Annotated in this window: 17 protein-coding genes; 12 read left to right on the plus strand and 5 right to left on the minus strand. The window is 41.5% G+C overall.

Annotated features, from left to right (window positions below; translation table 11 throughout):
• The first annotated feature begins 54 nt into the window (after positions 1–54).
• The 5 genes from LI954_RS04620 (at position 55) to pheT (ending at position 11,860) form a co-directional block, all read left to right on the plus strand.
• The gene (locus LI954_RS04620; RefSeq protein ID WP_229443821.1) at positions 55–3,630 is read left to right on the plus strand and encodes a PD-(D/E)XK nuclease family protein; all 3,576 of its coding nucleotides are present in this window, start codon (positions 55–57) and stop codon (positions 3,628–3,630) included.
• On the plus strand, positions 3,623–7,462 hold the full coding sequence (gene addA / locus LI954_RS04625) for a helicase-exonuclease AddAB subunit AddA (protein ID WP_229443822.1): 3,840 nt from the start codon (positions 3,623–3,625) through the stop codon (positions 7,460–7,462). The genes LI954_RS04620 and addA overlap by 8 nt, the downstream gene beginning before the upstream one ends.
• A 66-nt stretch (positions 7,463–7,528) precedes the next feature.
• Positions 7,529–7,873 carry a winged helix-turn-helix transcriptional regulator gene (locus LI954_RS04630; protein ID WP_202068619.1) on the plus strand — a complete coding sequence of 115 codons (345 nt, stop codon included), beginning with the start codon at positions 7,529–7,531 and terminating at the stop codon, positions 7,871–7,873.
• A gap of 510 nt (positions 7,874–8,383) precedes the next feature.
• Positions 8,384–9,430, plus strand: coding sequence for a phenylalanine--tRNA ligase subunit alpha (pheS, locus tag LI954_RS04635; RefSeq protein WP_202068620.1), 1,047 nt, complete (start codon positions 8,384–8,386; stop codon positions 9,428–9,430).
• A gap of 6 nt (positions 9,431–9,436) precedes the next feature.
• A complete protein-coding gene (pheT, locus tag LI954_RS04640) occupies positions 9,437–11,860 on the plus strand; it encodes a phenylalanine--tRNA ligase subunit beta (RefSeq protein WP_229443823.1) in 2,424 nt (807 codons plus the stop codon).
• A 134-nt stretch (positions 11,861–11,994) separates the two neighbouring features.
• Here pheT and LI954_RS04645 read toward each other — a convergent pair whose 3' ends face one another.
• From LI954_RS04645 to LI954_RS04660, 4 genes are all read right to left on the minus strand, one after another.
• Entirely contained in the window at positions 11,995–12,654 is a 660-nt protein-coding gene (locus tag LI954_RS04645; protein ID WP_229443824.1) for an amino acid ABC transporter permease, read from the minus strand.
• A gap of 11 nt (positions 12,655–12,665) precedes the next feature.
• Entirely contained in the window at positions 12,666–13,382 is a 717-nt protein-coding gene (locus LI954_RS04650) for an amino acid ABC transporter permease (protein ID WP_202068624.1), read from the minus strand.
• Positions 13,383–13,430: 48 nt separating this feature from the next.
• Positions 13,431–14,237: a transporter substrate-binding domain-containing protein gene (locus tag LI954_RS04655; RefSeq protein ID WP_202068626.1), complete on the minus strand. Its 807-nt coding sequence runs from the start codon at positions 14,235–14,237 to the stop codon at positions 13,431–13,433.
• 114 nt (positions 14,238–14,351) lie between these two features.
• The gene (locus LI954_RS04660; protein ID WP_202068628.1) at positions 14,352–15,083 is read right to left on the minus strand and encodes an amino acid ABC transporter ATP-binding protein; all 732 of its coding nucleotides are present in this window, start codon (positions 15,081–15,083) and stop codon (positions 14,352–14,354) included.
• Between the two features lie 549 nt (positions 15,084–15,632).
• Between LI954_RS04660 and racE the strand changes: the two genes are divergently transcribed.
• From racE to LI954_RS04690, 6 genes are all read left to right on the plus strand, one after another.
• Positions 15,633–16,451, plus strand: a complete 819-nt coding sequence (gene racE / locus LI954_RS04665) for a glutamate racemase (protein ID WP_202068630.1) — start codon at positions 15,633–15,635, stop codon at positions 16,449–16,451.
• Positions 16,444–17,790: a ribonuclease PH gene (rph, locus tag LI954_RS04670; RefSeq protein ID WP_229443825.1), complete on the plus strand. Its 1,347-nt coding sequence runs from the start codon at positions 16,444–16,446 to the stop codon at positions 17,788–17,790. The genes racE and rph overlap by 8 nt, the downstream gene beginning before the upstream one ends.
• A gap of 18 nt (positions 17,791–17,808) precedes the next feature.
• On the plus strand, positions 17,809–18,324 hold the full coding sequence (locus LI954_RS04675; RefSeq protein WP_229443826.1) for a metallophosphoesterase: 516 nt from the start codon (positions 17,809–17,811) through the stop codon (positions 18,322–18,324).
• Between the two features lie 551 nt (positions 18,325–18,875).
• A complete protein-coding gene (cbpB, locus tag LI954_RS04680) occupies positions 18,876–19,370 on the plus strand; it encodes a cyclic-di-AMP-binding protein CbpB (protein ID WP_229442799.1) in 495 nt (164 codons plus the stop codon).
• Positions 19,371–19,439: 69 nt separating this feature from the next.
• The gene (gene dapD, locus LI954_RS04685; RefSeq protein WP_229443827.1) at positions 19,440–20,141 is read left to right on the plus strand and encodes a 2,3,4,5-tetrahydropyridine-2,6-dicarboxylate N-acetyltransferase; all 702 of its coding nucleotides are present in this window, start codon (positions 19,440–19,442) and stop codon (positions 20,139–20,141) included.
• A gap of 216 nt (positions 20,142–20,357) precedes the next feature.
• Positions 20,358–21,491, plus strand: coding sequence for an N-acetyldiaminopimelate deacetylase (locus tag LI954_RS04690; RefSeq protein ID WP_229443828.1), 1,134 nt, complete (start codon positions 20,358–20,360; stop codon positions 21,489–21,491).
• Positions 21,492–21,828: 337 nt separating this feature from the next.
• Here LI954_RS04690 and LI954_RS04695 read toward each other — a convergent pair whose 3' ends face one another.
• Complete coding sequence (locus LI954_RS04695; protein WP_202068638.1) at positions 21,829–22,761, minus strand: mechanosensitive ion channel family protein; 933 nt, start codon at positions 22,759–22,761, stop codon at positions 21,829–21,831.
• Positions 22,762–23,033: 272 nt separating this feature from the next.
• Between LI954_RS04695 and LI954_RS04700 the strand changes: the two genes are divergently transcribed.
• The gene (locus LI954_RS04700) at positions 23,034–24,059 is read left to right on the plus strand and encodes a branched-chain amino acid aminotransferase (protein WP_324254746.1); all 1,026 of its coding nucleotides are present in this window, start codon (positions 23,034–23,036) and stop codon (positions 24,057–24,059) included.
• The last annotated feature ends 117 nt before the right edge of the window (positions 24,060–24,176 follow it).

The raw sequence follows: 24,176 nt of genomic DNA on the forward strand, positions 1-24,176 counted from the left end.
TGTATAATAAGAGAAGTGTAAAATGCTCAGAGGATGAATGAAAGGGTGTGTCATATGTCATTACAGTTTATTCGAGGAACGGGCGATAAAAATCTGGAATCAGTGATGGTTAGTCAGGCATTGGAGTGGCTGGCTGCAGATCAGAAAAATCAGGTTTTTTATCTGGTTCCCAACCATATAAAATTTGAAAAGGAAGTTCAGATTCTTAAGGAAATAAAAGAGCGGATGAATCCTGCCATGAAAACAATGGCAGCCATGCGTCTGCAGGTTTTCAGTTTTCAGCGGCTGTCATGGTATTATCTGCAGCATACCCCATATTATCAGCAGGAAGTACTTACCGATGTTGGTGCCGCAATGATTTTTCGAAAAATTCTATCCGAGTATGCAGAGGATTTAACGGTTTTTCGCGGGGAGATCAATAAATCTGGTTTTATTCAACAGCTGTTTGCTCTTTATCAGGAAATGAAAGATGGAAATGTTGTATTGGAGGATCTGGCGCTCCTTCTTGATAAGGAACAGTTTTCTGAAGGGCTGGATACAGCACAGAAATTAAAGGATATTCGTTGGATCTTTACAGAGTTTGAACGTCAGCTGCAGCGGCATGGTATCAATGAAACTGAGTTGATCACAGCTCTTTGTGCCTATTTGGCATTTGAAGATTTGAGCAGCGTTATGTTTGTTTTAAACGGATTTGATCATTTTACAGCAAAAGAGCAGCAATTGCTGCAGACTCTCTTGAAGCAGGGGGCTGAAGTGAAAGTATCGTTGATTCTGGATCGTGCATACCCTGTTGAAAAACCGGCAGCTGTTGATTTGTTTTATGGAACAGGAACAACTTATTTTCAGCTGTACCAGTTGGCTCGTCAGGTAAAAGTACCTGTACTGACTGACCATGCAGAAAATGACCTGTCGCAGATTCGCTCTGAGGGCATCCGCCAGACAGCAGAATATTGGGTGCAGACGAGAAGAAGCTTGAATGACGGGAAAGCAGTTCCGAAAAATATTGAGAGTATCCAGCTTTGGTGTAGTGAAACACCAAAGGAAGAGCTGAATGCTGCAGCAAAGGAAATTCGCAGATTGGTTTCGGAGGAAGGCTATCGCTATAAGGACATTCAGGTAGCTGTCAGAGAATTTGATAAGTATCAGCCGTTGTTGAAACCAATCTTTCGGCTGCATGATATTCCAATATATATCGATCAGGATATGTCGATGGAGCAGCATCCTCTGGTGGAATTTATTCAATCGCTGTTCGCCGTCAGCAACTATCATTTCCGTTACCGTGATGTTTTGAGATTTTTAAGGACAGAGCTTTTTTTTCCGGGCTCTGTGGTCAATGATGATTTCGATTGGGAAGTTCAACGAAATGAATGGCGCAGAAGAATTGATATCACTGAAAATATTGTTTTGGCTTATGGATATGAAGGGAATTCCTGGACACGGGAAACAGATTGGCAGTTTCTCCGCTATGATTTTGAAGAGGAGAAGCAGGACGATACTTCTGATCTGGAAGTCGAATCCAATAAAGTGAGACAGGCAGTTCGTCAAATCCTGCCGACATTTTTTAAAGCATTCAAGGAAGCTGAAACCGGCGAGGATGCGGCTGTTTTGTTCTATCGATTTTTACTGGACAGCGGGGTTCAGGAACAGATGCAGAGGTGGCGGAATCAGGCAATCGCTTCAGGTGAACTGGAAGAGGCACGGAATCATGAACAGACCTGGGATGCGTTGATGGCGCTGCTGGATGAATACGTGATGATTTACAAGGAGGAACCTTTTGATTTTGATGAATTTCAGGAAATCTTTTCCAGCGGACTGGAGGGTCTGACTTACAGCAAGATCCCAACCTCTATTGATCAGGTACAGATCCGTAATATTGATACGCTTCATCCGGGACAGGGGAAAGTGACCTTTGCAGTTGGTCTGACGGATCAGGTCTTTCCTAAAAAAATGGAAAACAAAACACTGCTTTCTGATGAAGAACGTGTTCGGATGAATGAGAGTTTGGATGACGGAAAATTTTTCATGCAGGACACACGACAACGACTGGCTCGCGAGCCTTATGTTGCTTATATCATGCTGCTGTCGGCAACAGATAAGCTCTACTTGTCTTATCCAAGAATGGCGGATACGTCCTCTGATGTCAAGCTGTCTTCCTATTTAACGATTTTGCAGAAAAATCTGCAGCTGCCGATGATGGAAAAGGCCAGCTTGTCAATCTCAGATGATGAGCAGACCAGCTTGGCACACGTGGGGACTTATCGAACTTTAATCAGTGATTTGACTAATTTAAAACGTCAGAAAATAGAAACCAATCATGGCTTGTCCGGCTTCTGGCTGATGCTGGAACGAGCATTGGGGAATCAGCCGCTGGCACCACTGGCAACTCGGATTTTTGAAAGCCTGAATCATCAAAATATACCGGAATCAATCGGAGAAGAGCTGGCTGAAGAGCTATATGGGAAGCATATTCATACCTCTGTTTCCAGAGTTGAAAGCTTCTATCGCTGTCAGTACCAGTATTTTTCCAGATACGGACTGAGATTGAGGGAACGGGATGTATTTGGCTTGTCTTCTGCAGCAACTGGAGAATTTTTCCATGAAGCCCTTGATCAGTTATTTAAGGTTTTGATTAAAAATAATCTCAACCTTTCTGATTTGTCAGATGAAGAGCTGAATCATGTAACTGAAGAGGTCCTGCAGGTGACAATGGGCGATCAGCGATTTGATATACTGAATTCGTCTCATCGAATGAACTATATTCGCTATCAGCTCCATCAGACGATTAAGAAGGTAAGCTGGGCATTGAAAAAACAAAGTGAACGAAGCGGGCTTTCCACTGTACAGACAGAGGTGCTGTTTGGACAACTTGCCGGAAAAACAGGGATTCGCGGCTTGGAGCTGCCGCTAAATAGAGACGGACAGATCAGCGTTCGCGGGAAAATCGACCGTGTGGATCAGCTGGAAATCGATGGAGAGACGTATCTCGGGATTATTGATTACAAATCCAGTCATCGGAAGTTTAATTTAACAGAGGCCTATTATGGTTTGGCAATGCAGATGCTGACGTATTTGGATGTGGCTCTGATGGATGCTGTGGATTTAGTGGGACAGCAGGCAAAAGCAGCAGGCTCATTGTATCTTCATGTCCATAATCCAATGCTGAATTATGATGGAGAAGACAATCAGGAACGACAGCTGCTCAAAAAATTCCAGTTTGACGGTCTGTTGTTGAATGATGCCAAGCTTCTGGAGTATTTGGATCGCTCACTGGAGCCAAAACAAAGCTCGCTGGTTTATCCGATTGAAGAATCTGCCAAAGAGCTGATCAAGCCGGGACGAAGACAGGAAGATAAGTTCGTCACACTGGAAGAATTTGAGACACTTCGAGATCATAATCGAAATAAATATACAGAGGCGGGAAATAAAATCATCAGCGGTGAAGTAGATTTGGACCCAGCCTATCAGGGAAAAGAGCGGATTGCCTGCAAATTTTGTCCGTTTCGCAGTGTCTGTAATTTTGATGTGATGCTGAAAGAAAATAATTATCATCGAATGGAATCAATGAATAAGCAGGAGGTTCTGGATCGTATGAGACAGAAAGATGGAGAGGGGGGACAAAGCAATGAGTAGAGAAATTCCATTACGCCCTGAAAATGAACTGTTTACAGATCATCAGTGGCAAGCCATTTTTGATGAAGGACAAAATATTTTGGTCTCTGCTTCGGCCGGATCTGGAAAAACAACGGTTCTGGTTCGGCGCGTGATCGAAAAAATCAAGAGCGGGACGGACATCGACCGTTTGCTGGTTGTAACCTATACAGAAGCTGCTGCCAGAGAGATGAAGGAACGGATTCAGGCAGAGCTTCAAAAAGCGCTGAATCAGGTTAGTGATTCAGCGCAGAAACAGCATTTTATCAGACAGCTTTCCCTGCTGCCGACTGCGAATATCAGCACACTTCATTCCTTTTGCTTATCTGTCATTCGCCGATTCTATTATCTGATCGACATGGACCCGGTGTTTCGCTTGTTAACAGATGAAACGGAAATGCTGCTTCTTAAGGAAGATGTTTGGGATGACCTGAGAGAATCGTTGTATGAACAGGGAGAAGCAGCATTTTATCAGCTGACAGGCAACTTTTCCAATGACCGCTCAGATGACGGACTGACTCGACTTATTTTTTCTCTATATGAGTTTGCAAAAGCAAATCCTGATCCGGAAGAATGGCTGGCGAAGCTGCCTCAGACGTATCAAATTGAAGGAGACATAGGGGAATCCTCTTTATATCAGGAAACCTTGAAGCCTCAGATATTGGAAAGTCTGCAGCTGGTTATTGAGCGCTGCAATCGTGCGCTGGACGTTTCAGCTGGTCAGGAGAAAATGGAGAAGATCGCTGCACTGATTGTCAAAGAAACAGAGTGGGCGCAGCAGTTTGCTAAGTATCTTGAAAACAATCAGCTTGAAGCTGCCTATCAGTGGAAGGAGCAGCTGGTGTTTGACCGTTTTCCTACGGTGCGGGTTGCTGAGCTGAAAGAAGATGTGGAACAGATCAAAGCGCTGAGGGATCAGAATAAGAAAGCAATCAATGAGTTAACGGCTTCGCTGTTCACCTTATCCCCATCTAAAATGAAAGAAGTTATGAGTAAAGCGGCTGATCTGGTCAGCAAAATGGCCGAGGTTGGTGCTGCATTTATGAAGAAGTATGGCGAAGAGAAGCTTCGTAAAGGTCTGGTGGATTTTAACGATCTTGAACATTTTACGTTGAATATTCTGGCACAAAAAAATGAAGCAGGCTGGGAGGCAACAGAAGCTTCCAGCTATTATCGAAGCAGGTTTGATGAGGTGCTGGTGGACGAATATCAGGATATTAACCGGCTGCAGGAAAGTATTTTATATTGGCTGTATCGTTCAGAAGACCCTGAAGGAAATCTCTTTATGGTGGGGGATGTAAAGCAGTCCATTTATTCCTTTCGTCTGGCAGATCCAAGTTTGTTCATTGAAAAGTATAACCAGTATGGTCGTCAGGAAAATGGCAAACGTATTGTGCTGGCAGAGAATTTCAGATCACGCAGGAATGTACTGAATTTTACCAATCTGGTATTTGAACAGCTGATGGATGAACGTGTGGGTCAGATAATCTATGATGAAGATGCACAGCTGGTAAACGGCTTTCAGCAGTTTTTGGAGGCAGAAAACTATGATGCAGAACTGTTGATTTATGAGAAGAAAAAAATAGTGGAAGACATGCCGCCTGTGGTGCTGTCAGAGGAGCTGCTGATTGAGGATAAAACGGAAGGCGAGCTGCATATGACTGCTCTGAAAATCCGTGAAATGATTGATCAGGGCTTCCAAATCTATGATAAGAAGCTAAAGGCTAACCGTGCTGTCACTTATAAGGATATTGTATTGCTGACGCCAACGAAAAAGAACAACCTGACTATTTTGGAAATCTTTAAAGCCGTTGGTATTCCTCTGCAGGTGAATGATGCACAGAACTATTTTCAGGCAACGGAGATACGGACAATGATTTCTCTGCTTCAGATCATCGATAATCCTTATCAGGATATTCCGCTGGCTGCTGTTCTGCGGTCGCCGCTTGTCGGTCTGAAGGAAACAGATCTGGTTCAAATACGTCTGACTCAGAAGGAAGGTCTGTACTACGAAGCGTTTCTTAAATTTAATGACAAAGCGGAAAAAACTGCAGAAGAAAAAGAGATCGCAGAGAAGACGTTTCGGTTTGCAGATAGTCTGGCACGGTGGCGGGAGATGGCACGCAGAGTTCATTTGTCTGAACTGATCTGGAAAATTTATGAAGAAACCGCCTATCTTGATTATGTCGCCGGGATGCCTGCAGGCAGGCAGCGGCAGGCGAATCTGTATGCATTGATTGACCGGGCAGCAAATTATGAAAAGACGAGCTTCCGCGGGCTGTTTCAATTTATCCGTTTTATCGAAAAAATGCAGGAAAAAGATAAGGATCTGGCAGAGCCGGTTATTTTGGAAGATGAAAATGCGGTTCGGGTAATGACGATTCATGCCAGTAAAGGATTGGAATTTCCGGTTGTGTTTATTTTAGATATGACCAAGGAATTTAATCTTTCAGATTTGAAAGAACGGTATATTTTTGATGATCGGCTAGGTACGGGTATTCGGTATCTGGAAGAAGAAACCAGAATATTGTATGATACGCTGCCGTTTCTGGCGTTGAAACAAATTAAGATGAATAAGCTGCTGTCTGAGGAAATGCGCAAGCTCTATGTGGCACTGACGAGAGCAGAACAGAAGCTGTTTCTTGTAGGCTCATACAATGATCAGGAAGCAGCCTGGAAAGAATGGGGCAAAGCCAAAGAGATTTCAACCGTAGTTCTGCCTCAGGAAAATCGACTGCAAAGCAAAAGCAGCCTGATGAACTGGATTGGCATGACACTGATTCGGCATCCAGATGCGAGCAGGCTGCATTCCTTCTATGAAACCACAGCAGTTTCAAAAGTACAGGAACATCCGGGAAGATTTAGTGTGTCCTTTTTTGATGATCAGCAAATTCAGCAGGCATTTGTTTCACTTCAGGCGGAACATACGGCTGAACCAGTTGAATCGTCCAGACAGGAAAGCCAGGTACTGCTGACTAGAGGCTTAAAAATTTTAAATTATCGTTATCCATTTGAAGTGGCAGCAAAAACTACAAATTACCAGTCTGTTTCGGAAATTAAACGGATATTTGAAGATCCGGATGAAAGAGCCATAAGTAAAATGGAAATTTCGGATTTAGCAGGTTCTTCAAAAGAACAACCTGTTTCAAAACCTTTGATTGGTCGGGTGAACCCTAACAGTCAGATTGTTCATCGGATGACAACGCAGGAGTTTAGCAAACCGGCATTTTTAGAAGAGATTCAACAGCCCTCTGCTGCCGAGATTGGAACAGCGACACATTATCTTTTACAGCTTTTGGATTTAAATACATCACCTTCAATAGAAAGTTTGGAACAGCTGGTGAAGGAATTGACTGATCAGGGACTACTTACGGAGAATATAAGTAAAAAAATTGATTTAGCCAAGCTGCTGGACTTTTTTGACTCTGAACTCGGACAGTTAATGCTTGCAAATCCGGAAAAAGTAAAGCGGGAGCAGCCGTTCTCCATGCTGCTTGAAGCAGATCAGGTGATTAAGGATTATCCCGAACAAACTGGTGATGATTTGCTGATCCATGGGATTATCGACGGGTATGTGGAACTGGACGAAGAATGCATTCTGTTTGACTATAAAACAGATTTCGTTAAGAATGTGTATGACCCCAAAGTACTGGATAAGATCATCAGTCGTTATCAAGGTCAGTTGAGACTTTATCAACAGGCACTAAGCCTGTCTTCCGGGAAGGAAGTCAGTCATGTTTATATGGTTTTGTTAAACGCAGAAGTGATTGTGGATATGCTGGATAGAAAAGTTATTGAAATAAGGAAAAATTAAGATGAAAAGCAGATTGACTTACAAATAGTAAGTTCTATGCTATACTCATTTTATGAGGTGAGGAAAATGGAGCAAGTAAAGACAACGGATTTTTCCTTATGTCCCAAGTTTGAAAAAGCTTTCGGTATATTGGGAAAAAAATGGAATGGTTTGATTATTGATGTTTTGTTGGAAAATGGTCCTCAACGTTTTGGAGAACTTAAGAATAAGATTCCAATGCTTAGCGACCGTCTGCTTGTTGAACGGTTAAGAGAGCTTGAAAGGGAGCAGCTTGTTACTAAAGCAGCACGATGCGATGATTCTTCAAGGCTTGAGTATATGCTGACGGATAAAGGGCAGGCGTTGGAGCAGTCAATGAAGCAGCTGCAGGCTTGGGCAGAAGAGTGGGTCACTGAAGAAGAATGCAGTTGACCAAACAGAAAAGTTCTTGTAAACTAAAGTCAATTGGATAATAAAGAAACGTTGATGGAAGCAAGTAGTTTGGCTGATTCGTATAAGGGAAGACCTGTCATGGACTGGAAGCAGGTCACGAAATCGAAAAATGAACATTTCACTTCCGGAGTTTGTTTAGTCTTGATTGACTTGACCGGCAAAAGCCGTTAAAAGATAGAGTGCATGACAGTTATTTGTCGTGAATGAGGATGGTACCACGAGAGCTCGTTCCTTTTACAGGAACGGGCTCTTAGTTTTTTCCTGGAAGAAGCAAGCCGTTGTTTTGTCTTCGTGCTGTCATTTTCCTGATAAGCTGCTATCTGTTGGGCTGCTGGGGTCAAGTGCAATCATAAAAATAATTGTTTATAACAGGAATGGATTGGGAAACCGCCCGCTGTCGATTGTTTCTGAACAGAGGCTCAGGAAGGAACGGAGCGGTCAGCAGTGTCAAGCCTGTAATAGGAATGCAAAGAAGAAAGGAAGAGAATTATGTCACTACAGTCCCAATTGGAAGTGCTGAAAGATGAAACACTTATAAAAATCAATCAAAGCAGTGATTTAAAAGTGTTGAACCAAATACGCGTAGAAACACTGGGAAAGAAAGGGCCGATCACAGAAGTACTTAGAGGGATGAAAGATCTCTCGCCTGAGGAACGTCCGGTTGTCGGCAGCTTTGCGAATGAAATCAGAGATTTGTTGAGTCAGGCCATCGAGGAACGAAAAGAAATATTGGAGCAGGAAGCAATGAATGCTTCTCTGGCTAAAGAAACGTTGGATGTAACGCTTCCCGGCAGACAAATGACAAGAGGAACCCGGCATATTCTATCTCAGGTAATGGAAGAAATTGAAGATATTTTTGTTGGAATGGGCTATCAGGTGGTTGACGGGTATGAAGTGGAGTCTGACCATTATAACTTTGAACGGATGAATTTGCCAAAAGATCATCCTGCCAGAGATATGCAGGATACTTTCTACATTTCAGATGAGATATTGATTCGAACGCATACATCTCCGGTTCAGGCCCGAACAATGGAAAAACACGATTTTTCTAAAGGGGCGCTACGTATGATTTCTCCGGGGAAAGTGTTCCGCAGAGATAATGATGATGCAACGCACAGCCACCAGTTTCATCAAATTGAAGGGCTGGTCATTGACAAAAATATTACAATGGGCGACTTAAAAGGAACTCTGGAAGTTGTTATGCAGAAAATGTTCGGAGAGGATCGTAAAATTCGTCTTCGTCCAAGCTATTTTCCGTTTACTGAACCATCTGTTGAAGTTGATGTCAGCTGCTTCAAATGCGGTGGAGAAGGTTGTAATGTCTGCAAGCATACCGGCTGGATTGAAATTTTAGGTGCAGGGATGGTGCATCCGGATGTGTTGCAAATGTCAGGTATTGATCCGACAGAGTATACTGGATTCGCCTTTGGTTTAGGACCTGATCGTGTAGCGATGCTTCGCTATGGCGTAAATGATATTCGCAGCTTCTATCAAAATGATCTGCGGTTCTTAAATCAATTCAAGGAAAGGAAGTAATGACCCATGTTCGTTTCATATAAATGGTTAAGCAGATATTTAGACTTAACAAAGGTAACGCCTGAGGAATTGGCGGATAAAATGTCCGTAACAGGAATTGAAGTGGAAGCTGTTGAGATCCCTGAAGAAGGCCTGAAAAAAATTGTTGTAGGAGAAGTGAAAGAATGTATTCCGCATCCTAACTCAGATCATTTATCCATCTGTCAGGTCGATATTGGGGAAGAAGAGCTTTCTCAAATTGTATGCGGAGCACCGAATGTAAAAGTCGGCATTAAAGTGATCGTGGCACTTCCAGGTGCTCGTATCACTGGGAATCAAAAAATTAAAAAAGGTAAAATGCGTGGGGAAGTGTCGAATGGTATGATTTGTTCCCTGCAGGAGCTGGGCTATTCAGATAATGTTATTCCTAAGGCTTATGCAGATGGAATTTACTACATGCCTCAGGATGCTGTCAATGGAGAGGCTGTCTTTTCCTATTTAGATATGGATGATGCCATTATTGAGCTGTCTATTACACCAAACCGGGCAGATGCATTGAGTATACGCGGAGCAGCTTATGAGGTTGGTGCAATTTACCGTCAGACACCAAGGTTTGATGAGATCAGGCTTTTGGAAGATACTGGCGAAAAAGCAGAAGAATATGTTTCTGTAGAAGTAAAAGATCAGGCAGATGCGCCTGCTTATCAGATTCGGATCATTAAAAATGTGAAGATTCAGGAAAGTCCTCTTTGGCTGCAGACTTGTTTGATGAATGAGGGAATACGTCCAATTAACAACGTAGTTGACGTGACGAACTATATCCTGCTGCTATTTGGACAGCCGCTGCATGCTTTTGACTACGATAAATTGGGAAGTAAACAAATTTTGGTGCGTCGCGCTGAAGAAGCAGAAGAAATGGTCACACTGGATGGCGAAATGCGTAAGCTTTCTCCAGAGAATATCGTAATTACAAACGGTCAGGTTCCAGTTGCTCTTGCAGGAATAATGGGTGGTGCCAATTCTGAAATTACCGATGAAACAACGACGGTTGCATTGGAATCTGCATTATTTGACAGTCTGTCCATTCGCCGAACCTCTAAACAGTTTAATCTGCGCAGTGAATCCTCCAGCCGTTTTGAAAAAGGAATCAATAAAGGTACAGTGGCGGAAGCAGGAGAAGTGGCGGCAGCGATGATTGCTGAGCTTTCCGGCGGAACAGTTGTTTCCGGCAGCAGTGTGGGCAGTGAAATTACTCTTGAGCCAGTTTATGTCAGTGTATCAGTTGATCGTGCCAATCAGTATTTAGGAACGGATTTAACAGATGCAGATGTTGCAGAAATATTCACGGCATTAGGCTTCGACTATACCTCTGACAATGGTATTTACACAGTTGAAGTACCTTCGAGAAGATGGGATATTACAATTGAAGCAGACCTGATCGAAGAGCTTGCCCGGATTTATGGGTATGATCGGTTGCCTTCCACATTGCCTAAAGGAGAAACAGTTGCCGGCAGTCTGACAAGAACCCAGCAGTTTATGCGTCAGCTGAAAGGAATCCTTGAAGGCTATGGCGTCAGCGAAGCAATCAGCTATGCATTGACGACAGAAGATAAAGCGGGACAATTTAGTTTGAAGCAAAGCAGCCCAACAAAACTTCAGTGGCCAATGAGTGAGGAGCGTTCAGTTCTTCGTATGAACCTTATCTCAGGACTGCTTGATGATGTACACTATAATATTGCCCGTAAGAATAATGATATCGCATTGTATGAAATCGGACGGGTCTTTTATCAGGAAAATAATCCATTGAAAGATCTGCCTTATGAGGAAAATCATTTGGCGATTGCTTTGACTGGAAATTATACTGAAAAAGACTGGCAGACCAATGCTTCTCCAGTTGATTTCTACACAATCAAAGGAATGCTGGACAGCTTGTTTGAGCTGACAGATTACGCGAAAGGCATCACGTATGAAGCAACACAGGACGTAAAAGAAATGCATCCGGGAAGAACCGCTTATATCAAGCTGAACGGAGAAGTTATCGGATTTGTCGGACAGATTCATCCGTTAACTGCAAAAGCCTACGATATTCCTTCTGCCTATGTTGCGGAATTGAATCTGCAGGGGTTGCTGACTGGAGAAAAAGAAGCGTTTGTCTTTGAAGCAGTATCCAAGTTCCCAGAAGTAAAACGGGATATTGCGTTACTGGTTAAAGAAACAGTGACCAATCAGGACCTGACTGCCTGCATACAGAAACATGCAGGGCGCTTCCTGAAAAATATTCACTTATTTGATGTGTATCAGGGTGAGAATATTGAAGTTGGAATGAAATCCGTGGCTTATAGTCTGACATTTGCCAATTCAGAAGCAACACTGGTGGATGAAGAAATTAATGGGGCGATGAACAAAATTGAAAAAGCTCTGGCTGAGACTTACGGAGTGACAATAAGATAAAATGAACTGTGCATCAAAAACACGAACTGTTTTTGATGCACAGTTTTTAAGTAATACTGACAATTCGTGATTCAACAAAAAAGGAACAGGGAAAATAGTGATGCATTTCCGGTTCCTTAAGTTTAGCTGTTTAGTTAATACCCTTTTGCCCAGTTTCGAGACAGCCATCTTGAAAACTGTGAAATGGCAAAGTTGACAGTGAAATAAATTAATGCGACCAGTCCGTATATGGTGAAGACCTGCGCAGTCTGTACATAACGTCCCATAAGGATATAGGATTTTCCGAACAGCTCCTGCAAAGCAATAACAGAATACAGAAAACTGGTATCTTTTATGACTGTTACAAACTGTGAAATGATGGCAGGCAGCACATTGCGAATTGCCTGAGGCAGTACAATATACAACAATATCTGGAAATTACTGAAACCCTGAGAACGTGCCGCTTCTTTCTGTCCTTTATCCACTCCGTTTAAGCCGCCGCGAATTATTTCCGCCAAAGCTGCAGTGGTGAAGACTGTAAAGCTGACAATACCTGCAGGGGTAGATTTAATTTTAAAAATCAGAAAAATGACATAGATCCAAAGCAGGTTTGGAATGTTTCGAACGACTTCAATATAAATACTTGCCAGTAATTTCAGCGGTCCGCCTTTTTTATTACGTAAAACTGCCAAAATTGTTCCAAAAATTGTACTTAATGCGATAGCGGAAAATGAGATAAAAAGAGTAAGTGAAAGTCCGTCCCATAAAAATCGCAGATTATTTTCAGTGAAAATTTGACTAATTTGTTCTGACATCATTTACCCCCTTATCTGTTGTAAGCTTTCTTATTGTTTTCCTCAAGACGTCTCGCAAGGGTTGCCAGCGGGAAGCAAAGGATAAAGTAAAGCAAACCGGCAACTGTAAAGGCCGGGATATAATTTAGATTGATTGATGACCAACTGTTGGCAGTAAACATGATGTCCATGCCTGAGATAATTGCAACTGTCGCCGTATTTTTGATTAAGTTAACCACCTGATTTGTCAGCGGCGGCAGCATGATTTTCCATGCCTGAGGCAGAATCACATAGCGCATGGTTTGAGCCGATGTAAATCCTTGAGAATATGCGGCTTCAAATTGACCTTTCGGTACAGCACCAATTCCAGAACGGACGACTTCGGAAATATAGGCTCCATGGTAGAGTCCGACACAGAGAATAGCAGTTGTAGTTGCTGAAAATGTCAGAAACTGATACCCAAATAGAGGCAAGCCGTAATAAACAACAACAAACTGAATTAACAGCGGCGTATTTTGAAAAAACTCAACATAGACACGGCTGATTATTTTAAGCAGTATATTCTTGGTTGTTGAGAAGCTCCCAAAAAGAACGCCTAGGATTAAAGCAAGTGCAAGTGCTCCAAGTGAAATCATAATGGTATACAGGAAAGCATCTGCGAACAGACGCCAGTCTCTGATAACCGCCTGCCAGCGCTGAAGGGCAAAAGGCCCTTCCTCCAGCCAGGATGCAGAAATGATAAATGACATAAATAAACCCCTCCTAAATTCATACAAAACGATGTAGAATCAGAAAGATTATTTCAAATTCCAAGTCGTGTAAATCTCGTCCAGTGAACCATCTTCCTGCCATTTTTCAATCAGATTGTTCAAGTAGTCGTTTAAGTCTGAGCTTGATTTTTTCGTAGCAATACCATATTCCTGCGGAGAGAAACCGTCTGCCAGAATTTCAGTATCATCATCAACGTATCCAGTCAGAATAGATTTATCTACTGAGAATGCATCAATACGTTTAGATGTTAAAGCTGTTTTCAGTTCAGGATAAGAGCCAAGCTCCTGGAAGTTAAATGAAACGCCTAAAGAATCACCTTCAGCGATAATTGCTTCCTTGGTTGTTGCTGACTGAGCAACACCGATAGTTTTTCCATCTAAGCTGGCTGTATCAGTAAAACCGTCAGATTTTCGTACTAAGAAGCCAACTTCATCCTGATAATAAGGAGTGGTAAAGTTGTACGTTTCTTTTCGTTCATCTGTAATAGTAAATGTTGCAATAATCATATCCACCTCGCCGTTATCCAAAAGTGGTCCGCGGGTTTTTGCAGTAACGCCGACAAATTCAACATTGTCTTCACTGCCGGTTAATTCTTTTGCAATTTTGCGGGCAATGTCAGGCTCCATACCTTCATTTTTATTTGTGTCCGGGTTCATATAACCAAAATTAGGTACGTCTTCCTTAATGCCGACTTTGATGACGCCTGCATCTTTAATTTTGTCAATAGCAGAGCCGCTTGAAGTAGCTGCGTCTTCAGAGCCTCCACAAGCTGTGAATAGCCCAAGTGCTGCTAAAAGAGTCAGTCCGCCTAATAGTTTTTTCATTTTTTTCATAAAACATCCTCCTTGTTTTAGTTGATTATGCGTCAAGAATAAGAGCCGGTAATATGTGTCGGGTGCAGTGTAAGCAGGTGACAGAAGCGGCAACGGATAAACAAACCATAGTGTTTAAGAATTATGAATAATTTTGCTGAGAAACTCTTTCGCACGTTCATTCTGAGTGTTCGTGAAGAAATGTTCAGGGGTACCGGTTTCGACGATTTTTCCCTCATCCATAAAAATAACCTTATCTGCTACCTGTCTGGCAAAGCCCATTTCGTGAGTTACGCAGATCATGGTAATGCTTTGTTTGGAAAGATCTACCATCACGTCTAAAACTTCCTGAATCATTTCGGGGTCAAGGGCTGAGGTAGGTTCGTCAAAAAGTATGACTTCCGGGTGCATGTTCAGGGAACGGGCAATTGCCACCCGTTGCTGCTGTCCTCCGGAAAGTTGAGCCGGATATGCTTTTGCTTTGTCGGCTAGTCCGACACGTTCAAGATATTCCATCCCTGTACGGGTTGCTTCCTCTTTGCTGACGCCTTTTACCTTAATCGGTGCGAGTGTTAGGTTGTCAATAATTGTTTTGTGTGCGTAAAGATTGAAGCCCTGAAATACCATGGCTACTTTTTTACGTACAGATTGAATGGGAGCTTTTGGCTCAGTGATGTTTATCCCGTCCACAATAATTTTTCCGTCACTCACTTTTTCCAGACGGTTGATACAGCGAATTAATGTACTTTTGCCGGAGCCGGAAGGACCGATAATAACGATTTTCTCTCCCTGATCGACTGAGAAGGAAATATCCTTTAGTACATGATGATCGCCAAAGTACTTGTTTACATGTTCCAATGAAATCATAGTCAATCTCCTTTATTTATTGAAGATAATCTTCCTCTTTAACGGTAAATGAGGAATCGTTCGTTATCTCCTTTACTTGTTCAACAACCAGAGTCATTGAGTACCAAAAAAATGAGACGTGTTGTTTTCTTTTATAACGAGAAAGAAACATGGTTCAATTCTAAGGTATGTTAGATTAAATAACCAGTTGGAAAAATAAAATGAGTGGATAAAAAATTTTAATTTAGTAAATTACTGGGAAAATAGCAGAAAAGATCATAATTTTTAAATAAATACGTCTTTTTTCAACAATATAAAAACATTTATCCTCGTAATTTAATCTTATGCTCATAATTCTTTCCTTTCGTTAATGTTAGAAATTATAACATAAGTTTTGAGTGATTTCCAGTTTTTTATCAAATTATTTATTGAGCAGTTAGGATAACTGGATAGGCTGTTGAAAAAATAAATGGATTGCCGAATAGAGAATAAAACTTGAAAAAGTCCATAAAAAAGTGGAGAATAAAGGTATTGAAAAAAATACTACTATATAAAAGGTTTGAATAAAAGATGAATAATGAAGCAATTGGATTTATAGATTCCGGTGTGGGTGGTCTGACGGTAGTGAAAGAAGCAATGAAGCAGCTGCCGAATGAACGTCTGATTTATTTGGGAGATACTGCACGCTGTCCATATGGGCCACGTCCAGCTGAACAGGTAATCCAGTACACGTGGGAAATGACGTCGTTTCTTTTGAAGAAGAATATAAAGATGCTGGTGATTGCCTGCAATACGGCGACTGCTGTCGCATTGGACGAAATCAAAGAAAAGCTGAATATTCCGGTAGTCGGTGTTATTCTGCCAGGCTCCCGGGCGGCAGTTAAGGCAACCAAAAATAATCAAATTGGTGTTATCGGGACAATGGGAACAATCAAAAGCGGTTCCTATAAAAATGCGTTGAAAGAGAAAGTCCCTGTTATTCATGTGACAAGTCTTTCTTGTCCTAAATTTGTCCCTATCGTAGAAAGCAGTGAATATCATTCTTCTGTTGCAAAGAAGGTAGTGACTGAAACGCTGAAACCTCTTAAAACCAAGGGATTGGATACACTGATTTTGGGGTGCACTCATTACCCGCTGCTGCGGCCGCTGATTCAAAACTTTATGGGAAACAGAATCAAGCTGATAGATTCAGGTATGGAAACTGTGAGTGAGGTCAGTGTTCTGCTGGATTATTTCAATTTGGCAGGAAGACCGCAGGAACAACCACCATTGAATAAATTTTATACAACTGGTTCAGCAGCCATGTTTAAACGAATTGCCAACGACTGGCTTGAGTTGGAAACAGTCAATGTAGAACATGTAAATATAGGAGGAAGCAAGTTTGATTAGACACGATGGAAGAAACGAGCGCGAATTGAGAAGGATTACAATTGAAACAGGTGTTTTTAAACATCCCGAGGGATCTGTTGTTATCTCTTTTGGAGATACCAAGGTTATTTGTTCTGCAACAATTGAAGAGAAGGTTCCTCCCTTTTTGAAAGGGCAGGGGACTGGCTGGGTAACAGCGGAATATAGCATGCTTCCTCGGGCAACCAACACGAGAAATAGGCGGGAAAGTGTAAAAGGAAAGCTTTCTGGCCGAACGATGGAAATCCAACGTCTTATCGGGCGTTCTTTGAGAGCGGTAGTTGATCTGGAAAAATTAGGAGAACGCAGTATTATTGTTGACTGCGATGTTATTCAGGCAGATGGCGGAACGCGAACCGCCAGTATTACAGGAGCTTTTACAGCGATGAAGCTTGCTGTTGAAACCCTTTTAATTAAAGGAAAACTGACTGAAGATCCTATCAAGCAGCATCTTGCGGCAGTCAGTGTGGGTATTTTGCCGGATGGGCAATGTGTGCTGGACTTGGATTATGAAGAAGACTTTGCTGCGAAAGTTGATATGAATCTGGTTATGACAGAAGCAGGGGAGTTTGTTGAAATTCAGGGGACCGGCGAAGAAGCAACTTTTTCAGGAGATGAACTAAATACAATGCTTTTTTATGGAAAAACAGGAATCAGCGAGCTGATAGCTGAACAAAAGACAATTTTGTATCAAGCAGCAGAAGAGCCGATTGATTCAGATCAGAAGACGATTGTCATTGCGACAGGGAATCCTGGAAAAGCGGCAGAATTTAAACAGTTGTTTGCAGCGAAAGGATATGAAGTAAAAACCCTTTTAGATTATCCGCAGCTTCCCGATGTGGAGGAGACTGGTGAAACTTTTGAAGAAAATGCCCGGTTAAAAGCAGAAACAATTGCAGGGATTCTTCATCAGCCGGTTCTTGCAGACGATTCAGGTTTAATTGTAGATGCATTAGGCGGCAGACCAGATGTTTATTCTGCCCGGTTTGCAGGAGAAATAAAAAGCGATGCGGCAAATAATGCCAAGCTCCTGCATGAAATGACAGATGTTCCGGAAAACGAGCGGACTGCACGTTTCCATTGTACACTGGTTTTTGCTGCTCCTGAGAAGCAAAGTCTGGTAGTTGAAGGAGAATGGGAAGGACGAATCGGAACAATTCCAAGAGGAGAAAACGGCTTTGGATATGATCCTCTGTTTTATGTTCCAGAAGAAGAAAAAACAGCAGCAGAAATTTCTCCAGAGCTGAAAAATACAATCAGCCACAGAGGAAAAGCTGTGAAGCAATTAAAAACACAATGGGAGAATTGGCTGAACAGCTGATCTGACAGGAGGAAAAGAATGAGGTATTTAGTTGTAAGCGATAATCATGGAGATCGAGATATTTTAGTACAGTTAGTCAAGCAGTATAAAGGGAAAGTCGATGCATTTTTTCATTGCGGAGATTCTGAACTTGATACTTCTGATCATTTGTGGGATTATTTCACAGCAGCTGTAAAGGGAAACTGCGACTATGATCTGGGATTTCCGGAAACAGCAATAAAGAATATAGGTGAAGATGTTATTTTTCTGACACATGGGCATCTGTCCAATGTACGTTTTGGACTGACACAGTTGGCTCTGCAGGCGGAAGAAGCCGGAGCCAATATCGCTTTATTTGGACATACGCATGAAATTGGCTGTGAAATGCATCAGGGTATACTGTTTTTAAATCCGGGAAGTATTCGTCAACCTAGAGGACCAATCCAAATTCAGTCATATGCAATCATTGACAGTACAGAAGAGCAGCTGGATGTTCAATATTATGACCGCAGCTTTTCACTGGTTCCCGAACTTCATTTCAGCTTTAAAAAATAATTTATCTATTTTACGGATGTTACAGAAAACCTAATCAATCATTTTTAAAACAGCTCTAAATCGTTTGTTCCGACAGGAGTCTAGATGATGATTTAGAGTTTTTTCTTGTTGTAAAAGGTGAGATCGGGACAAAAGCAATCAGCTCCGAAATTTGTCAAGGAATACTATTTATAGAATGAATAGCTGAGAATTGATATACTTCGCTTCGATCCCATCAACTTCTATGTATGAAACATACGAGAGTTGACAGGCTTCACTAGGATTGCTTTAGCAGAGTAGATGAAGTCCTGTTACCTACTCGGTGAAGAAGCTGCTCCTGCGGTTACTCGTCGCAAAAAGAATTTTTGCTTTTGTTCCGCCGATTATTCGAGGCTAGATACGAAGTAGAGTTTGGAACTTTATTCTGCCCCACTCTCTTTTTAAAATCCGGCAGTACGAACTGAATTGTAAAAAACTTTAAATGATCTATGAAAAAACTGCGAATTTAGAGACATTCCCTGTCGTTTTTTGTACAATAAAGAATGTAGTGAAAAACGAATGGAGGCACTCCAATGATTGGAAATGCTGTTAAAGAATTATTGTTAGAGAAACAAGATACATTTATGATACCTGGTGAGAATGTTGCCAATGTTATGTGTTTGAACCCTTTAAATCATGCGCTGCTTGTTTTATCTCAAGTAAGATATTCAAAAATTCCCGTATTGGATAAAGGAGACCGCTTTGTCGGCTTGATCAGTCTCTCAGATGTGGTAGATAAAATGTTTGACCTTACCTCGATTGATTTGGAAAAGCTGCAGGAGTTCACAGTCGCTGATGTGATGGAAGTAGGGGTTCCTGTAATCGGCGAAGAATGGGATTTGGAAGATGTGCTGCACTTGCTGGTGGATTCACCGTTTCTGCCGGTTGTCGATAATAACCAGTGCTTCAAAGGTATTATTACAAGAAAGGAATTGCTGAAAGCGATTAATCATATGGCACACGAACTGGAAAGGCATAATATTGTGCTGCCGAAAGTCGAGGAGGACCAGGAAAATCAGGCAATTTGATTTTTTAAAATTCACATTTCTTTTTATTTCTGTTATGCTGTTTGTTAGAAACTGAAGGGAGTTGTGTAAATGGATGCCCATGAAATAATCAATTATATCGGGAGCGCTAAAAAGAAAACAACAGTGAAAGTCACACTTAAAGGAAAGCTGAAAGAAGTGGTTTATCCGGAAGAAATAAAGGCTTTTACAAACTGTAAAACGGGAACTTTATTTGGCGAATGGGCTGATATTAAAAAATTTTTAGAAGAAAATCAGGCAGTTATTGATGATTATGTTGTAGAAAATGATGGTCGGAATTCTGCGATTCCTTTATTGGATACGAAAGAAATAAATGCAAGAATTGAGCCTGGTGCAATTATCCGTGATCAGGTTGAAATAGGTAATCAGGCAGTTATTATGATGGGTGCCATAATCAATATCGGAGCAGTGATTGGTGAAGGTTCGATGATTGATATGGGCGCCATTCTCGGTGGAAGAGCAATCATCGGCAAACATTGTCATATTGGTGCAGGAACTGTACTGGCCGGAGTGATTGAACCGCCAAGTGCAGAGCCGGTTGTGATCGAAGACAATGTGATGATTGGTGCGAATGCAGTAGTTCTTGAAGGTGTTCGTGTAGGTAAAGGTGCGGTTGTTGCTGCCGGAGCAGTTGTTATAAATGATGTGGCACCGAATACTGTTGTTGCAGGAATTCCAGCAATAAAAATCAAGGATTTTGACGAAAAAACCAAAGATAAAACAACGATAATGAAAGAATTGAGAAATCTTTAAATCCAGTTATAGAGGATGGAGAAATTTTTTGATTGTTTCGATGATCTGTCAAGAGATGAACTGTGGTCTGCGGTTGCCGAATGTTACAGCTTGAGCAGGAGAACAGTATATCGAACACTGAGAGGTTAAGAAAGGACAAAGACAAGCGTGTGAACTTTATTTGTTCCATGCTTTCTTTTCTGTATATAGAAGTTTTTTTGAATAGGAGATTGGTCCGTGATACAAGAAAGGTTAAGTGAAATTAGAAGAGCGCTTCACCGGATACCGGAAATTGGTCTGGAAGAAGTTAAAACGCAGCGTTGTCTGCTGGAAGAAATAGAAGGAATAAAAAAGGAATATATTGAAATCAAAAGCTGGCAGACAGGAATTCTGGTTTTTGTTTATGGCAGCGACCCTGAAAAGACTATAGGCTGGCGTGCGGATATTGACGGACTTCCCATTACTGAGGAAGTTTATTCAGATTTTCGTTCTACTCATGAAGGGAAAATGCATGCATGCGGTCATGATTTTCATATGACTATTGGTTTGGGGCTGCTGGAAAAGATAAGTTCCAATCAACCAAAAAATAATTATCTTTTTCTGTTTCAACCGGCTGAGGAAAATGAAGCTGGAGGAATGCTGATGTATGAGCAGGGGGCATTTGGCGACTGGCTGCCGGATGAATTTTATGCCCTGCATGTAAATCCGGATTTACCAGTGGGAAAAATTACAACTAGAAAAGGCACATTATTTGCGGCTACCTGTGAAGTTCGTGTTCATTTTAAAGGAAAGGGTGGTCATGCTGCATTTCCTCATGAATCAAATGATATGATTATTGCTGCCACCAGCTTTATTCAGCAGGCACAGACAATTATCAGCAGAAATGTTAATCCTGTAGATGGTGGAGTAATCACATTTGGTACATTTAATGCAGGCACAACAAATAATGTGATTACAGGTGAAGCAAAAATTTCAGGGACGATTCGGACTTTATCAGAAGCGAGCAACCAGCTGACACAAAGGAGAATCCGCGAACTTGCACAAGGAATCGGCCAGTCATTTAACTGTGAAGTGGAGGTGACTTTGGATCAGAAAGGCTATGTGCCTGTTGTCAATGACCAGAATATAACAGAGCAGTTCATTGAATTTATGAAAAATAAGCAAGGTGTTGCTTTTGAAAACGCACCGGCAGCAATGACAGGTGAGGATTTTGGTTATTTGCTTTCCAAAGTTCCGGGAACTATGTTTTGGCTTGGAGTTGAAAGCCCATTTGGGTTGCATTCTGAAAAATTTAATCCAAATGAAGACGCCCTGACTTTTGCAGTAGAGCATGTAGGTGATTTTCTGCAGTCTTTGGATTTGAAGAAATAAAAAAACGAGTTTGGGACAGAAATAAAGTTCCAAACTCTCTTCATATCTACACCCGAATAAACGGCGGTACAAAAGCAAAAATTCTTTTTGCGACGAGTAACCGCAGGAGCAAAGGTCTTCATGCGACGAGTAACCGCAGGAGCAAAGGTCTTCATGCGACGAGTAACCGCAGGAGCAACTCCTTCGGAATTAAGCCGAACTATCCTGAAAATATGAGGAGCTCCAGGAAGGTATCAATTCACAGCTATTCATTCTATGAATAGAGTTCCTTGACAATTTTCGGATATTCCTTCTTAATTCTCAGAGCTGATCGCTTTTGTCCCGATCTTCTTTTACTTTATTGCATATTAATGGGTGTATTTGGAATAGTGAATCCTTCGGTTGAAAGTGCTGAAACATACTGCGCCAGAAATTCTTCCCTGATTCCAGATTGTTTTCCGTTTAAGACATACATCGTGGTACGAATTGCGAAATTACCATTGCCTAAATCGACCATGCCGAAAAGAGTAGGGCCGTTTTGGATGTCTTCATCATGCTTTTCTGCCAGACGTTCGTTCACCCCGGAAATCAGCTCCTGAATCTTTTCAATACCTTCCTCCGGCACTATTCGGATGTCTATGACGACCTGAATGTTGGAACGAGACAGATTGCTGATCGTGGTAATATTTCGATTAGGGATAAAATGAACGGTTCCATCAAGTGATTTCAGCTGTGTTGTTCGCAGTCCGATTGAGGTGACTGTTCCTTCAATATCAAGACTGAGCAAACGTATATAGTCACCTACATCCATCTGCTGCTCCAGAATAATAAAGAAGCCTGTAATGATATCGTTCATGAAGCCCTGAGCACCAAGACCAATGGCAACCCCCGCAATCCCTGCTCCTGCAAGCAGCGAGCCAATAGGAACCCCCAAAACACTTAATACGGAGTATAGAAAGAAAAAAAACAGAGTGTATTGAAAAGCATTACTGGTAAGCAGATGAAGCGTGTTTACTCTGCTGTTGCTGAGTGACTGTTTTTTGGAAATCTGATTTTTATATAAATGATTGATCAGCACTTTTCCAATTTTATTGATTAAAACAAATAACAATATAAGAAATAAAAGATAGATAGTCTTTTCAATAAGTACTGCGGTAATCTGATCCCAGTTGATTGACTGCCAGTAGCGTTGAAGCGCACTGACTTTTTTCACTGTTTCTTCTGTCAAAGTAACTGAAGAGGAATCTACTGTACTTTCAATACTTGATGTTGACTGCTGCAAGAGAAACATAATGAACCACCTTTATAAAGCATTTCTTCTATTTTACCTAAAAAAGGGAAATCATTCCAGTACAGTCTGCTTTATTATTTTTCAAAAAAAGAAAATCATCAGGTTTCTTATCAGAAAGAATCTTGGTATAAAATCAGTTTCCAGTGTTGAACAGCAATCTGATCTGAACCTCGACTGAAATATTCTGTTAAAATTTCCTTTTTATGATTTTGAAAGTGAATTATGAGAAAAATCTAACAATTCAGAGGATAATATGATACAATATTCTGAAAATGGAAGGGGAACACAGGATGATCGATTGGGAAAATTTAGGGTTTAAATATATCAAAACACCATTTCGTTATCTTTCTAAATGGAAAGATGGAAAATGGGATGATGGGCTGTTAACAGAGGATAATACGCTGCATATACACGAGGGTTCAGCTTCTCTTCATTATGGACAGCAATGTTTTGAAGGATTGAAAGCATATGGCTGTGAAGATGGTTCAGTTAATTTGTTTCGGGTGGAAGAAAATGCAAAACGAATGAACCGCAGTGCTGAACGTCTATTGATGCCTCAGGTTCCGGAGGAAAAGTTTGTAAATGCAGTTAAAGAGGTAGTGAATGCAAATAGAGACTTCGTACCGCCATATGGTTCGGGCGCTACTTTATATATTCGACCTTTGCTTATAGGGGTTGGAGAAGGGATTGGTGTCAGTCCAGCCCCAGAATATCTGTTTACAGTTTTTTGCATGCCGGTTGGTGCCTATTTCAAGGGCGGTCTGACGCCTACAAACTTTATTGTATCTGACAGTGATCGGGCAGCACCGCATGGAACAGGAGCTGTGAAAGTCGGTGGAAATTATGCAGCCAGTTTGTATCCTGGAAAAGCAGCTCATGACAGACATTTTTCGGATTGCATCTATCTGGATCCGGCAACACATACAAAAATAGAAGAGGTTGGTTCTGCCAATTTCTTTGGAATTACAAAGGATAATCGTTTTGTTACACCGATATCCCCGTCTATTCTGCCAAGTATTACGAAGTACTCACTTTTATATTTAGCTGAACATCATTTGGGGATGGAAGTTGTTGAAGGGGATGTTTATCTGGATGGGCTGGATCAGTTTTCAGAAGCAGGTGCTTGTGGAACTGCAGCAGCTATCTCTCCGATCGGAGGCATTCAAAATGGTGATTCGTTCCATGTTTTTTACAGCGAAACAGAAGTAGGTCCTGTTACGCAAAAATTGTATGATGAACTGACAGGAATTCAGTTTGGCAAAATCGAGGCTCCGGAAGGCTGGATTCAAAAAGCCTGACAAAAAATAAAAAAGAAAATACTTAATCGGCGTATTCTATTAAAAGGGTACGTCGATTTTCTTTGTGTCTATAAATATAAAAAAATTTTGTGGTTCAATAATTTTTACAAAAATTGC

Origin of the sequence: Enterococcus sp. CWB-B31 (genome assembly GCF_020567645.1) — a bacterium.
Classification (GTDB): Bacteria; Bacillota; Bacilli; order Lactobacillales; family Enterococcaceae; genus Enterococcus_L.

Coding starts and splice junctions, on each gene's coding strand:
- LI954_RS04620 (WP_229443821.1), top strand. CDS start 55: ATGTCATTACAGTTTATTCGAGGAACGGGCGATAAAAATCTGGAATCA.
- addA (WP_229443822.1), top strand. CDS start 3,623: ATGAGTAGAGAAATTCCATTACGCCCTGAAAATGAACTGTTTACAGAT.
- LI954_RS04630 (WP_202068619.1), top strand. CDS start 7,529: ATGGAGCAAGTAAAGACAACGGATTTTTCCTTATGTCCCAAGTTTGAA.
- pheS (WP_202068620.1), top strand. CDS start 8,384: ATGTCACTACAGTCCCAATTGGAAGTGCTGAAAGATGAAACACTTATA.
- pheT (WP_229443823.1), top strand. CDS start 9,437: ATGTTCGTTTCATATAAATGGTTAAGCAGATATTTAGACTTAACAAAG.
- LI954_RS04645 (WP_229443824.1), bottom strand. CDS start 12,654: ATGTCAGAACAAATTAGTCAAATTTTCACTGAAAATAATCTGCGATTT.
- LI954_RS04650 (WP_202068624.1), bottom strand. CDS start 13,382: ATGTCATTTATCATTTCTGCATCCTGGCTGGAGGAAGGGCCTTTTGCC.
- LI954_RS04655 (WP_202068626.1), bottom strand. CDS start 14,237: ATGAAAAAAATGAAAAAACTATTAGGCGGACTGACTCTTTTAGCAGCA.
- LI954_RS04660 (WP_202068628.1), bottom strand. CDS start 15,083: ATGATTTCATTGGAACATGTAAACAAGTACTTTGGCGATCATCATGTA.
- racE (WP_202068630.1), top strand. CDS start 15,633: ATGAATAATGAAGCAATTGGATTTATAGATTCCGGTGTGGGTGGTCTG.
- LI954_RS04675 (WP_229443826.1), top strand. CDS start 17,809: ATGAGGTATTTAGTTGTAAGCGATAATCATGGAGATCGAGATATTTTA.
- cbpB (WP_229442799.1), top strand. CDS start 18,876: ATGATTGGAAATGCTGTTAAAGAATTATTGTTAGAGAAACAAGATACA.
- dapD (WP_229443827.1), top strand. CDS start 19,440: ATGGATGCCCATGAAATAATCAATTATATCGGGAGCGCTAAAAAGAAA.
- LI954_RS04695 (WP_202068638.1), bottom strand. CDS start 22,761: ATGTTTCTCTTGCAGCAGTCAACATCAAGTATTGAAAGTACAGTAGAT.
- LI954_RS04700 (WP_324254746.1), top strand. CDS start 23,034: ATGGAAGGGGAACACAGGATGATCGATTGGGAAAATTTAGGGTTTAAA.